At 54.4% G+C, this 12733-nt stretch carries 13 protein-coding genes; 10 read left to right on the top strand and 3 right to left on the bottom strand.

What is annotated here, in order from left to right; all coding sequences use genetic code 11:
• Positions 1–165: 165 nt before the first annotated feature.
• Positions 166–1599, top strand: a complete 1434-nt coding sequence (gene ptsG / locus SK54_RS15110; RefSeq protein ID WP_003857942.1) for a PTS glucose transporter subunit IIBC — start codon at positions 166–168, stop codon at positions 1597–1599.
• Between the two features lie 141 nt (positions 1600–1740).
• On the opposite strand, the gene fhuE is transcribed toward ptsG, so the two are convergent.
• Complete coding sequence (gene fhuE / locus SK54_RS15105; RefSeq protein WP_017693635.1) at positions 1741–3930, bottom strand: ferric-rhodotorulic acid/ferric-coprogen receptor FhuE; 2190 nt, start codon at positions 3928–3930, stop codon at positions 1741–1743.
• A gap of 353 nt (positions 3931–4283) precedes the next feature.
• Here fhuE and hinT point away from each other — a divergent pair, with 353 nt between their 5' ends.
• The 8 genes from hinT to SK54_RS15065 all read left to right on the top strand — a co-directional run bounded on the left by hinT (position 4284) and on the right by SK54_RS15065 (position 10367).
• Complete coding sequence (hinT, locus tag SK54_RS15100) at positions 4284–4643, top strand: purine nucleoside phosphoramidase (RefSeq protein ID WP_006809243.1); 360 nt, start codon at positions 4284–4286, stop codon at positions 4641–4643.
• Between the two features lies 1 nt (position 4644).
• Entirely contained in the window at positions 4645–5019 is a 375-nt protein-coding gene (locus tag SK54_RS15095) for a YcfL family putative periplasmic lipoprotein (RefSeq protein WP_003857939.1), read from the top strand.
• Between the two features lie 13 nt (positions 5020–5032).
• Positions 5033–5677 carry a penicillin-binding protein activator LpoB gene (gene lpoB, locus SK54_RS15090; RefSeq protein WP_085929697.1) on the top strand — a complete coding sequence of 215 codons (645 nt, stop codon included), beginning with the start codon at positions 5033–5035 and terminating at the stop codon, positions 5675–5677.
• The gene (gene thiK / locus SK54_RS15085) at positions 5658–6482 is read left to right on the top strand and encodes a thiamine kinase (protein WP_017384718.1); all 825 of its coding nucleotides are present in this window, start codon (positions 5658–5660) and stop codon (positions 6480–6482) included. The genes lpoB and thiK overlap by 20 nt, the downstream gene beginning before the upstream one ends.
• Before the next feature lie 11 nt (positions 6483–6493).
• Positions 6494–7519 carry a beta-N-acetylhexosaminidase gene (gene nagZ / locus SK54_RS15080; protein WP_048247541.1) on the top strand — a complete coding sequence of 342 codons (1026 nt, stop codon included), beginning with the start codon at positions 6494–6496 and terminating at the stop codon, positions 7517–7519.
• A gap of 31 nt (positions 7520–7550) precedes the next feature.
• The gene (gene ycfP / locus SK54_RS15075) at positions 7551–8093 is read left to right on the top strand and encodes an alpha/beta hydrolase YcfP (protein WP_006809239.1); all 543 of its coding nucleotides are present in this window, start codon (positions 7551–7553) and stop codon (positions 8091–8093) included.
• A gap of 236 nt (positions 8094–8329) precedes the next feature.
• The gene (locus tag SK54_RS15070; protein WP_017693633.1) at positions 8330–9634 is read left to right on the top strand and encodes an NAD(P)/FAD-dependent oxidoreductase; all 1305 of its coding nucleotides are present in this window, start codon (positions 8330–8332) and stop codon (positions 9632–9634) included.
• Between the two features lie 193 nt (positions 9635–9827).
• Positions 9828–10367: a glycine zipper 2TM domain-containing protein gene (locus SK54_RS15065; protein WP_047637431.1), complete on the top strand. Its 540-nt coding sequence runs from the start codon at positions 9828–9830 to the stop codon at positions 10365–10367.
• Between the two features lie 60 nt (positions 10368–10427).
• On the opposite strand, the gene SK54_RS15060 is transcribed toward SK54_RS15065, so the two are convergent.
• Positions 10428–11063 carry a TetR/AcrR family transcriptional regulator gene (locus tag SK54_RS15060; RefSeq protein WP_047729145.1) on the bottom strand — a complete coding sequence of 212 codons (636 nt, stop codon included), beginning with the start codon at positions 11061–11063 and terminating at the stop codon, positions 10428–10430.
• A 245-nt stretch (positions 11064–11308) separates the two neighbouring features.
• On the opposite strand from SK54_RS15060, the gene bhsA reads away from it, so the two are divergent.
• Positions 11309–11566, top strand: coding sequence for a multiple stress resistance protein BhsA (gene bhsA, locus SK54_RS15055; protein ID WP_006809234.1), 258 nt, complete (start codon positions 11309–11311; stop codon positions 11564–11566).
• A gap of 77 nt (positions 11567–11643) precedes the next feature.
• Here the strand turns inward: bhsA and SK54_RS15050 are convergent, their stop codons facing one another.
• Positions 11644–12609, bottom strand: a complete 966-nt coding sequence (locus SK54_RS15050; RefSeq protein WP_023303432.1) for a L,D-transpeptidase LdtC — start codon at positions 12607–12609, stop codon at positions 11644–11646.
• Positions 12610–12733: the final 124 nt, after the last annotated feature.

Genomic DNA, 12733 nt, shown 5'->3' with positions numbered 1-12733 from the left:
TCTTGAACTGAAACGTGATAGCCGTCAAACAAACTCAGAGGGAATTATTTTACTCTGTGTAATAAATAAAGGGCGCTTAGATGTCCTGTCCACGGCGCGGTACTCCCCCCGGGCCAATGCGTGAAAACGTAAAAAAAGCACAAATACTCAGGAGCACTCTCAATTATGTTTAAGAATGCATTTGCTAACCTGCAAAAGGTCGGTAAATCGCTGATGCTGCCAGTATCCGTACTGCCTATCGCAGGTATCCTGCTGGGTGTCGGTTCTGCAAACTTCAGCTGGCTGCCAGCCGTAGTTTCCCACGTGATGGCCGAAGCAGGCGGTTCTGTTTTTGCTAACATGCCGCTGATCTTCGCTATCGGTGTTGCTCTGGGCTTCACCAATAACGACGGTGTATCCGCGCTGGCGTCCGTTGTTGCTTACGGCATCATGGTGAAAACCATGGCTGTGGTTGCGCCGCTGGTACTGCACTTACCTGCTGAAGAGATTGCCGCTAAGCATCTGGCGGACACCGGTGTTCTCGGTGGTATCATCTCCGGTGCGATTGCAGCGTATATGTTTAACCGCTTCTATCGCATCAAGCTGCCTGAGTATCTGGGCTTCTTCGCGGGTAAACGTTTTGTGCCGATCATTTCTGGTCTGGCCGCGATTTTCACCGGTGTGGTTCTGTCTTTCATCTGGCCACCAATCGGTACAGCAATCCAGACCTTCTCTCAGTGGGCGGCTTACCAGAACCCGGTTGTGGCGTTCGGTATCTACGGCTTCATTGAGCGCTGCCTGGTACCATTTGGTCTGCACCACATCTGGAACGTTCCATTCCAGATGCAGATTGGTGAATACACCAACGCAGCAGGCCAGGTGTTCCACGGCGACATCCCACGCTACATGGCGGGTGACCCAACGGCAGGTAAACTGTCTGGTGGCTTCCTGTTCAAAATGTACGGTCTGCCGGCCGCCGCAATTGCGATCTGGCACTCTGCTAAACCAGAGAACCGTGCAAAAGTGGGCGGTATCATGATCTCCGCAGCGCTGACCTCGTTCCTGACCGGTATCACCGAGCCGATCGAGTTCTCCTTCATGTTCGTTGCGCCGATCCTGTACATCATCCACGCGGTACTGGCAGGTCTGGCATTCCCAATCTGTATCCTGCTGGGTATGCGTGACGGTACGTCCTTCTCTCACGGTCTGATCGACTTCATCGTTCTGTCCGGTAACAGCAGCAAGCTGTGGCTGTTCCCAATTGTGGGTGCGGGCTACGCAGTGGTGTACTACACCGTCTTCCGCGTGCTGATCAAAGCACTGGACCTGAAAACGCCGGGTCGTGAAGATGCAACGGAAGACAGCAAAGCCGGTGCGACCAGCGAAATGGCGCCTGCTCTGGTAGCTGCCTTCGGTGGTAAAGAGAACATCACTAACCTGGACGCGTGTATCACTCGTCTGCGTGTGAGCGTTGCCGACGTTGCGAAAGTAGACCAGCCGGGTCTGAAAAAACTGGGCGCAGCGGGCGTCGTTGTTGCAGGTTCTGGTGTTCAGGCAATCTTCGGTACGAAATCCGATAACCTGAAAACCGAAATGGATGAGTACATCCGCAACAACTAAGCTGTGACCTGGGGAGACTAAGGCAGCCGAATGGCTGCCTTTTTTATTACTGCGGCTTGTGGTGCCGGGTGGCGGCGGCACCTTACCGGGCCTACGTGATGGGTAGGCCCGGTAAGCGCAGCGCCACCGGGCTTCTGTCACTCAGAAATCGTAGCTCGCGCTCACCGAGACGTTCAGCGGCGCGCCATACACTACATAAGAGCCGACGTAATCGTAATACTCTTTGTCGAACAGGTTGTTGACGTTAGCCTGCACCGCAAAATCTTTGGTGACCTGATAACGGCTGAACAGGTTCACCAGCCCATAGCTGCCTTGCTCCGCGCGGGAACGTCCTGCCGGGCCGCCTTCCACGTCCGTCCACACTTTGTTCTGCCAGTTTACGCCACCGCCCACGGTCAGTTCCGGCAGCATTGGCAACTGATAGCGGGTGAAGAGCTTCATGGTTGTGCGCGGCTGATCGGAGCTGACGGCGTTGCCATTCTTATCTTCTGCGATGTAACGCGTCGCGCCGAAGGTCAGCTGCCAGTTATCGGTCAGGGCACCATTGAGCTCGAACTCGACCCCTTTGCTGACCACCCCGTCCAGCGATTCATAGATCGACTCACCGCTCGGCATGTAGGTATAGGTGTTGCTGGCGACGTTATCCTGCTCAATGCGGAAAATCGCCAGCGAGGTGGTGAGGCGGGTATTAAACCAGTCCGCCTTCACCCCGGCTTCGTAGCTTTTACCCGTGGTAGGGTCAAGATAACGTCCGCTGGCATCGCGCTTATCCTGCGGCTGGAAGATAGAGGTATAGCTGACGTAGGTCGACCAGTCCTCATTGATGTCATACACCAGGCCGGCGTACGGCGTGACATCATCTTTGGTGCTTTCCAGACGGGTATTCGGCGATCCTGCCGGGTTATAACGAATGTTATATTGGGTGTAGCGCGCGCCCAGGATCAGGTGCAGCGGATCGGCCAGCGAGAAACGAGCCGACGAATAGGCTGAAGACTGGCGAATATCATCCTTGCTGTAGAGTTTCCACGGCGTCCACTGGGGATCGGCGATGTTCCCGTTCCAGTTCTTAAAGTTGCCGACATCAACCATGCCGTATACCGCATCCGGCATGGAGTTGTCGTAATGGTTACGCTGACGGCTGAAGCTGCCGCCGAACATCATTTCGTGCTGACGGCCAAAGAGATCGAAGCCGCCGCGCAGGAAGGCGTCAACCGCATCCTGTTTACGTTCCCCACGGTTCCAGCCTCCGTAACCCACCAGGCCCGCACCGGTCTCTTTATCCGGATAGCCGGACATATACATCAGTTTGGAGTCGAAGTTGGTTTCAGCGTGCATACCGTTGATGTGCGCTTCCCAGCCATTATCGAAACGCTGAGTCAGGTTAGCGAAGATGCGGGTGCTGTCTTTATCTGAATAAGCCCAGTCAGGTGCGACAGTCTGGCTGCGATTGTAGTGGGTCTTACTTCCGTCGCTGTACCAGGTCGGCAGCCCGCCCCAGGTTGGGTCGGCGGTATGGCTTTCCTGATACTCATACCCTACCGAGAGGGTGGTGCTGTCGGTGACATCCGCGTCCATCACACCGTAGAGGAATTTCTTCCGGTAGTGGTAGTTATCCACGAAGCTGTCGTTGTCCTGATAACCCGTAATCAGACGGCCCCGTACCTTACCTGACTCTACCAGCGGCGCCTGGAGATCCAGCACGTAGCGCTGCTTGTCCCAGCTGCCGTAACTGGCGGAGACGTTACCTTTAAATTCCGGGCTGTCCGCGTGCTTACGCACCATATTAACGTACGCCGCCGGGTTGCCCGTGCCGGACATCAGGCCGGTGGCGCCGCGAACCACTTCGATGCGGTCATAAATCGCGGTATCCGCGGCGGTATCACCAAAGTTCCACACTTCACTGATGGAGGTTGGCAGGTCGTCATAGGCGTAGTTGCTGACGAAAAAGCCGCGTGAGTAAAACACGGTACGGTCGCTGTCCTGCACCTGGGCCGTAATGCCCGTGGTATTCGTCAGCACCTGTCCGATGGATTGCAGATTCTGGTCAGCCATACGTTGCTGGCTGATAACGCTGACGGACTGTGGGATGTCGCGGGGAACCAGCAACAGTTTGGTGCCGGTGGTGGTGGTTTTTACGCTGTAATCCTGATCCTGGCTGGCAGAAAGATCCTGTGTGTTGTCAAAACCCCCGTCTACGACGACGGTATCTTCGGTGGTTGAAGCAGCGAAAGCGGCGGTTGGCGTCAATGCCATAGCAATGCAGGCGGCCAGCAACGAAGGTGTTGCGGCAGGCTGATGTTGCCCATCCCTGGTGTGATTAATGAAAGACATCATCAAACCCTTAGTGAATGGTGAAGGTAATTCGCGACAGTCCCGCTAGCACGGGCTGACGTCGTTTTCTATGTTAAAAATGCTCATGAAAATGCAAATGCGAAATATACGCATTGTGATTAACGCTGTAAACAGATGTTTCGGGATGAACTGAAATAAGGTTTCAGAAAAGAAATGTCCTAAAGCGATGCCTCTTCAGCCAGATGGCGGACAATCAGGAAAGAAATCACGGGAGAAGGTTGAAAGGACAGGAGAAACTCGCTCATACTCTTGTCTTGTGTCACGCAGTAAATCAGACAATGTGTGTTAACAACGGACGCACGACGCCAGATTAAACTTAAAAGGAAAAGGTCATGGCTGAAGAAACGATTTTCAGTAAAATTATCCGCCGAGAAATTCCGTCGGATATTGTCTATCAGGATGAACTGGTCACGGCTTTCCGCGACATTTCTCCCCAGGCGCCGACGCACATCCTTATTATTCCCAATATTCTGATCCCGACCGTCAATGACGTTAAAACCGAGCATGAAGTGGCGCTGGGCCGTATGCTTACGGTGGCCGCGAAAATCGCAGAGCAGGAAGGGATTGCTGAAGACGGATACCGTCTGATCATGAACTGTAATCGCCATGGCGGCCAGGAAGTCTATCATATTCATATGCATCTGCTGGGTGGACGTCCACTGGGACCGATGCTGGCACATAAAGGTCTTTAATATGTTAACTGGGCGTATTGCAGCGCTGATCGTGACGCTGGTAATGGTTGGGTGCAGCGCGCGTCCCGCCATCCCGGTCAGTGAAGAACAGACGCTGGTGATGGAGTCCTCAGTGCTTGCTGCGGGCATCACGGCGGAGAAACCTTCGCTGACCATAAGCGAAATCCAGTCTTCAGCCTCCTCTACGCTCTATAACGAAAGGCAAGAGCCAGTGACGGTGCATTATCGCTTCTACTGGTATGACGTGAGAGGTCTTGAGATGCACCCGCTTGAGGCGCCGCGCAGCGTGACTATCCCGGCAAGATCGTCAGTCACGCTCTACGGCAGCGCCAGCTATCTGGGTGCACATAAGGTGAGACTTTATCTTTATTTGTAAGGAGTGAACCTTGATTAAAACAATGAGCCGTTATGCGCTCCTGAGTGCTTTTGCACTCTTTCTGGCGGGTTGTGTGACGCGAACGGAAGAACCAGCACCGGTAGATCAGGCGAAGCCGGGAACGGAACAGCCAACAACGCCAGCGCAGCCTGTTCCAACCGTGCCGTCTGTACCGACCATTCCGGCGCAGCCTGGCCCGATCGAACATCCGGACGACACCGCACAGCCTGCGCCGCGAGTACGCCACTATGACTGGAACGGCGCAATGCAGCCGATGGTGGGCAAAATGTTGCAGGCACAGGGCGTTACGCCCGGCAGCGTGCTGCTGGTGGACAGCGTGAACAACCGTACAAACGGTTCCCTGAATGCGGGAGAAGCGACGGAAACCCTGCGCAACGCGCTGGCAAACAACGGTAAATTTACGCTGGTCTCAGCTCAGCAGCTCGCGGTCGCCAAGCAGCAGCTTGGTCTGTCGCCTCAGGACAGCCTGGGTTCGCGCAGTAAAGCGATTGGTATTGCCCGCAACGTTGGCGCGCAGTATGTCCTTTATTCTAACGCGACAGGCAACGTGAACACGCCGTCGTTGCAGATGCAGTTAATGCTGGTTCAGACCGGCGAAATTATCTGGTCAGGTAAAGGTGCCGTTACGCAACAATAAGCGCACGCGTCATGACGTCCTGACGCGTTATTTCCCTCAGTACCGTGTTATCGCGCCGCAAGCCCCCGCCGGGCTTGGCGGCGCGAGTTGCATTATTGAGCGTGGCGACCATCGGCTGGTTTTACGTCAGCATCACGATGCCGCCGCGCCTGCCTCCCATTTTCGTCGCCAGTTCCGCGCCCTGAAGCGCCTGCCCGCCGACCTTGCGCCACAACCTCATCTCTTTATCAGAGACTGGATGGCGGTGGCGTTTATTGCGGGTGAGATCAAAAGCGAGCTTCCCGATACGCCTGCGCTTGCAGCCATGCTGTATCATCTGCATCGCCAGCCGCGTCTGGGCTGGCGGGTAACGTTACTTCCTTTGCTGGATCACTACTGGCAGCAGGCTGCGCCTGGACGACGCACGCCCTACTGGCTGGCGCAGCTTAAGCGGCTACGCAGAGCGGGAGAGCCGCAGGCGTTACGTCTGGCGCCGCTGCATATGGATGTCCACGCGGGTAATATCGTTCATACCACGGCAGGCGAGAAACTTATCGACTGGGAATATGCCGGAGACGGTGACGTGGCGCTCGAACTCGCTGCGGTCTGGATGCCTGATGAGGCGTCGCGCGAGCAGCTGATAACCGCCTATGCCCGAAACGCCAACATCAATGCGCTCACCCTTGCGCGGCAGGTCGCGCGCTGGCGTCCGTGGGTGTTGATGCTGATGGCGGGATGGTTTGAAATGCGCCTTCAGCAGACAGATGACAAACAATTTATTGCGCTGGCAAATGATGCCTGGCGTCAGTTACAAACGAAAGGATAAGAGAGGTAGGTGTGGGTCCAGTAATGTTGGATGTCGAAGGGTTTGAGCTGGATGCGGAAGAGCGCGAAATTCTGGCGCATCCGCTGGTAGGGGGGCTGATTCTTTTCACCCGCAATTATCATGATCCGGAGCAGTTGCGTGAGCTGGTTCGCCAGATCCGTGCGGCGTCGCGCAATCACCTAGTGGTGGCCGTAGACCAGGAAGGTGGGCGTGTGCAGCGTTTCCGCGAAGGGTTTACCCGTTTACCCGCCGCGCAATCTTTTGCTGCGCTGCTGGGGATCGAAGAGGGCGGTCAACTGGCGCAGGACGCCGGCTGGCTGATGGCCAGCGAGATGATCGCCATGGATATCGACATCAGCTTCGCCCCGGTGCTGGACGTAGGACACATTAGCGCGGCAATTGGTGAGCGTTCGTATCATGACGATCCGCGTATTGCGCTGGCAATGGCGACGCGCTTTATTGACGGTATGCATGCTGCGGGCATGAAAACCACCGGCAAACATTTCCCGGGCCACGGGGCGGTGACGGCGGATTCCCATAAAGAAACCCCGCGCGATCCGCGCTCGGAAGCAGACATTCGCGCTAAAGACATGTCGGTTTTCCGCTCGCTGATCGCTGATAACAAGCTGGATGCCATCATGCCTGCGCACGTCATCTACAGTGAGGTCGATCCGCGTCCGGCCAGCGGCTCTCCGCACTGGCTGAAAACCGTACTGCGTCAGGAATTAGGCTTCAATGGCGTAATTTTCTCTGACGATTTATCCATGGAGGGGGCGGCAATTATGGGTAGCTATGCCGAACGTGGGCAGGCTTCGCTGGATGCGGGTTGCGATATGATCCTCGTCTGCAATAATCGTAAAGGGGCGGTGAGCGTGCTGGATAACCTGTCGCCGATCAATGCTGAACGTGTTACACAATTGTATCATAAAGGTTCATTTAGTCGTCAGGAGCTGATGGACTCGGCGCGCTGGAAAACGGTAAACGCCCGGCTTGAAGCCCTGAACGAGCGCTGGCAGGCACATAAAGCAGCCCTTTAATTCATCCCGGAAGGCGTAGCGTGGTGAGACGATGATCATTTATTTACACGGTTTTGACTCAAACAGTCCTGGTAATCATGAGAAAGTGCTGCAATTGCAGTTTATCGATCCGGATGTCCGGCTGATCAGTTACAGCACACGTCATCCGAAGCATGACATGCAGCATCTGCTTAAAGAAGTGGATAAAATGTTGCAGCTCAATATCGACGATCGCCCGCTGATCTGCGGCGTGGGGTTAGGAGGATACTGGGCAGAGCGCATCGGTTTTTTGTGCGATATCCGTCAGGTCATTTTTAATCCTAACCTCTTTCCGAACGAAAACATGGAAGGCAAAATCGATCGCCCGGAGGAGTACGCCGACATCGCAACTAAATGCGTGAGCAATTTCCGTGAAAAGAACCGCGATCGGTGTCTGGTGATCCTTTCCCGCAACGATGAAGCGCTGAACAGCTCCCGCGCCGCCGAGCTTCTGCACCATTACTACGAAATTGTCTGGGACGAAGAGCAGACCCACAAGTTCAAAAACATTTCCCCGCACTTGCAGCGTATTAAAGCCTTTAAAACGCTGGGCTGATCTCCCTGAACCTGATAAAGGCCCGGTACGTGAAAGCGTACCGGGCCTCTTTTTTGTCAGAGTTGTCTACTTTTAAACCATCAAAACTTGATACATATCAATTTTGGTATGACCAATGCGCCTGACGTGCTATTCTCAATGAATCTGAATGGTTTCAGCGCAGTAACCTGTTGTTAATTAAGGGTTATTTATATAACTTTTAATTAACAATTGGTTAATAATTTGAGGGGGTCACGTTGACTACGCCATTGAAAAAGATAGTGATTGTCGGCGGTGGTGCTGGCGGACTGGAGCTCGCGACACAGCTGGGTAAGAAGCTGGGTCGCGGTAAGAAAGCCAAAATCACGCTGGTGGATCGTAACCACAGTCATCTGTGGAAGCCGTTACTGCACGAAGTGGCGACCGGGTCGCTGGATGAGGGCGTGGATGCGCTGAGCTATCTGGCGCATGCGCGTAACCACCACTTCCAGTTCCAGCTGGGTTCGGTGGTGGATATCAATCGTGAAAACAAAACCATCACGCTGGCTGAGCTGCGTGATGATAAAGGCGAGTTGCTGGTTCCTGAGCGCAAGCTGGCCTATGACACGCTGGTGATGGCCCTGGGCAGTACCTCCAATGATTTCAACACCCCAGGCGTAAAAGAGCACTGCATCTTCCTGGATAATCCGCATCAGGCGCGTCGTTTCCATCAGGAGATGCTTAACCTGTTCCTGAAGTACACCAACAACATGGGTGCTAACGGCAAGGTCAACATTGCTATCGTGGGCGGCGGCGCAACGGGCGTTGAATTATCGGCGGAGTTGCACAATGCGGTCAAACAGCTGCACAGCTACGGCTACAAAGGGCTGACTAACGAAGCGCTGAATGTGACGCTGGTGGAAGCAGGTGAACGTATTCTGCCTGCGCTGCCGCCGCGTATTTCCGGCGCGGCGCACAACGAGCTGACCAAACTGGGCGTGCGCGTGCTGACCCAGACCATGGTGACCAGCGCGGATGAGGGCGGCCTGCATACCAAAGACGGCGAATATATCCAGGCCGACCTGATGGTTTGGGCTGCGGGGATCAAAGCGCCTGATTTCATGAAAGATATCGGTGGGCTGGAGACGAACCGCATTAACCAGCTGGTGACAGAGCCGACGCTGCAAACCACGCGCGATCCGGACATCTTCGCCATTGGCGACTGTGCCTCCTGCGCACGTCCGGAAGGCGGATTTGTACCGCCTCGCGCTCAGGCCGCGCACCAGATGGCAAGCCTCGTGCTGCATAACATCCTGGCGCAGATGAAAGGCAAACCGATGAAAGCCTATGTCTACAAAGACCACGGCTCTCTGGTGTCGCTCTCAAACTTCTCCACCGTGGGCAGCCTGATGGGTAACCTGATGCGCGGCTCCATGATGGTGGAGGGGCGCATCGCCCGCTTCGTGTACATTTCTCTGTACCGTATGCACCAGATTGCGCTGCACGGCTACTTCAAAACCGGCCTGATGATGCTGGTTGGCCGCATCAACCGCGTGATCCGTCCACGCCTGAAGCTGCACTAATTTCTCTCTCCCTCCGGGCCCTCCGGAGGGAATTCTTAGCACATCATGCTGTGCATTTCCCTCCTGACGCTTAAGAGTTCTCTTAAACCCACGTTGTCCCGGTCAACAGCCCTGATTTTGATCCTTTATCTTATTGGCGAAGCGTTTATTGCGCTGCAAAATTGCTACCAATTGCAACAAAGGAGGAAGTCCCGTGAATAAATCAATGTTGGCGGGTATAGGGATTGGCGTCGCAGCTGCGTTAGGTGTGGCTGCCGTTGCCAGTCTGAACGTACTTGATCGTGGCCCGCAGTATGCGCAGGTGGTTTCCGCTACACCGATCAAAGAGTCGGTCAAGACGCCTCGTCAGGAGTGCCGTAATGTTTCTGTCACCCATCGTCGTCCGGTTCAGGATGAAAACCGTATCGCTGGCTCCGTGCTGGGCGCGGTTGCTGGTGGGGTGATTGGTCATCAGTTTGGTGGCGGCCGTGGTAAGGATGTCGCGACGGTGGTTGGTGCGCTGGGTGGCGGTTATGCCGGTAACCAGGTACAGGGCGCGATGCAGGAAAATGATACCTACACCACAACGCAGCAGCGCTGTAAAACCGTGTATGACAAGTCTGAAAAAATGTTGGGCTACGACGTAACCTACAAAATTGGCGATCAGCAGGGCAAAATCCGCATGGATAAAGATCCTGGCACGCAGATCCCTCTCGACAGCAACGGTCAGCTGATACTGAATAACAAAGTGTAAAAAAGATGTTCTCTGAACTTAGCTCCTCATGCGCTCAGGCTGAGGAGCTTTTTTTTTGCGTCAGAGTTTAAGAAGTTCAGGCCACAGGCGCAGTGTTGTTTGCGTAATCCCCTGCAATTTTTCCAGCGTCGCGCCTTCACGGGCGCTGATGGACATCCCCTGTAAAATACAGCTCAGATACTGGGAAAGCTCCTGCGGACGGCAATGCGCCGGTATTTCGCCGCGCTGCTGACGCTGAGCCAGAAACGTGCTGAGCGTCTCCTCCTGCATCGCATGCCGCGATTTGACCGTGTTGGCAATCTCTTTAGACGATGCCGCGAGGGTCGCGGAGGTGTTGATCATAAAACAGCCCGCAGGCGTGTCCTTGCTGGTATAGCAGGTCGCGATTGCCGTGAAATAATCCTGCAATGCCTGCTCAACCGTTTTTTCTTCGCAGAACAGCTGGGCTTCATGTTTTGCCGCGAAGCGCGCGATGTATCTGTCCAGAACGGCCCGGAATAAGCCTTCTTTGTTGGTGAACTCTGCGTACAGGGTAGGGGCTTTCGCGCCCGTTGCTTCCACGAGATCGGAAAGCGACGTGGCTTCATACCCATGCTGCCAGAAGAGCGTCATGGCCTTATCGAGCGCCGCATCCCTGTCGAACACTTTTGGTCGGCCACGGCTTTTCTTCGCGTAACGCGTGACATCGGTTGTCATGTGCCGTTGGTCCTCTGTTGTTTTGTTGAATAGTCATTATAAAAATAAACGTCTGCAACGACCAGCGGTGATTTCTGAAAAATAATTTAATTTTATCTTTATGAAATATAAGGCAAATGAAATTAATTTAACGACCATTATAAAAATGGGTTGACGTGTGACCTGGATCACATCTATCATTTACCTATCGATCGTTAACTAAATAACTAACGACCACTACATCATCTGCCTAAAGGTATAAAATCATGAAAAACGTTAAAACCCTCATCGCTGCCGCCGTTCTGAGTTCACTCTCTTTCGCAAGCTTCGCTGCTGTTGAAGTGCAATCCACGCCAGCAGACCAGCAGAAAGTCGGTACCATCTCTGCCACTGCCGGTACTAATCTGGGCTCTCTGGAAGATCAGCTGGCACAAAAAGCTGACGAAATGGGTGCGAAATCATTCCGCATCACCTCTGTGACCGGTCCTAACACCCTGCACGGTACCGCTGTTATCTACAAATAAGCGTAACGCAACCCTCCGTTATGCCACTGCAATAAAAAACGCCCTGCTGATGCAGGGCGTTTGTCGTTATTACTGCTTTACATTGATTGCTGAGCAACCTCATGATGCCGCGTGACATCGGTTGGCATCCCCGAGCGCGCTTCCATCGCCCGCTCCATCACCGCGCCATCGGTATTGGCATTCGTTTTAAAGCTCACCATCGAGGCATTCAGATTAATCGGCAGCGTCTGCGGATCGTCATTGATGTTTTTCGATAGCGGCTGGTGGATCTCAACCAGACGGACGCCACCCGGTTCTTCAGACACTTTAATCGGCGTATTAATGATATTCACTTTCGTGCCAGGGGCGATCACGCGGTAGAGCGTTTTGATATCGTCATCGCGCAGGCGAATGCAGCCGGAGCTGACGCGCATCCCGATCCCGAAATCCGCATTCGTTCCGTGCAGAAGATAAACCCCACCGTATGCCGCCAGGCGAATCGCATGGTGCCCCATCGGATTATCCGGGCCAGCGGGCACCACGGCAGGCAGGTCGATACCTTGAGCTTTATAACGGGCGCGAATGTTTGCCGTCGGGGTCCAGGTTGGATTAGCGCGCTTATCAGAGACGGTGGTGACCATGGTAGGCGTGAGCGTATCGCCCCCCAGCTGACCAATACCGATAGGGTAGACGGTCACTTCGTTCTTGCCCGGCGGGTAGTAATACAGACGCAGCTCGGCGAGGTTAATCACAATGCCCTGACGCGGTGCGTCCGGCAGGATGGTTTGCAGCGGAATCGTCAGTACGCTGCCTGCCCGGGGCACGTATGGATCTACGCCCGGGTTGGCCTGCAACAGCGCCAGGAACCCGACGTTATATTTTTTGGCAATCGCTTCCAGCGAACCGCCATCGTTTTCAACCACGTGAAAGCGGTTTTCACCTACGACATTGCTGCCGGCAGGCGGAAGAGGCCAGGTATTGGCGCGAGCAGGGAGCGCGACGGCAACCGTCGCGGCCAGCGCAAACAGAGTTAACCAGCGGGTAAAACGCGAAGAAATCATCATTATCATAATCCATACAAATGATAAGGCTATTGTTTTATAAGGCGTTAATGATAATTATGGCGAATGTATAGTCGGGAAGTTCGGGCGAAGTGCAAAGAGTTTGTAAATTGTCCCCCCGCCAGCC

Source organism: Enterobacter sp. MGH120 (genome assembly GCF_001037725.1).
In the GTDB taxonomy this organism is placed as follows: Bacteria; Pseudomonadota; Gammaproteobacteria; order Enterobacterales; family Enterobacteriaceae; genus Enterobacter; species Enterobacter hormaechei_C.
This window is presented reverse-complemented; position numbering and strand designations above follow the sequence as displayed.

Excerpts from the sequence above, each read along its gene's own strand:
- SK54_RS15050 (WP_023303432.1), bottom strand. The coding sequence starts at position 12,609 with ATGATGATTTCTTCGCGTTTTACCCGCTGGTTAACTCTGTTTGCGCTG.
- hinT (WP_006809243.1), top strand. The coding sequence starts at position 4,284 with ATGGCTGAAGAAACGATTTTCAGTAAAATTATCCGCCGAGAAATTCCG.
- fhuE (WP_017693635.1), bottom strand. The coding sequence starts at position 3,930 with ATGTCTTTCATTAATCACACCAGGGATGGGCAACATCAGCCTGCCGCA.
- SK54_RS15095 (WP_003857939.1), top strand. The coding sequence starts at position 4,645 with ATGTTAACTGGGCGTATTGCAGCGCTGATCGTGACGCTGGTAATGGTT.
- bhsA (WP_006809234.1), top strand. The coding sequence starts at position 11,309 with ATGAAAAACGTTAAAACCCTCATCGCTGCCGCCGTTCTGAGTTCACTC.
- ycfP (WP_006809239.1), top strand. The coding sequence starts at position 7,551 with ATGATCATTTATTTACACGGTTTTGACTCAAACAGTCCTGGTAATCAT.
- SK54_RS15060 (WP_047729145.1), bottom strand. The coding sequence starts at position 11,063 with ATGACAACCGATGTCACGCGTTACGCGAAGAAAAGCCGTGGCCGACCA.
- ptsG (WP_003857942.1), top strand. The coding sequence starts at position 166 with ATGTTTAAGAATGCATTTGCTAACCTGCAAAAGGTCGGTAAATCGCTG.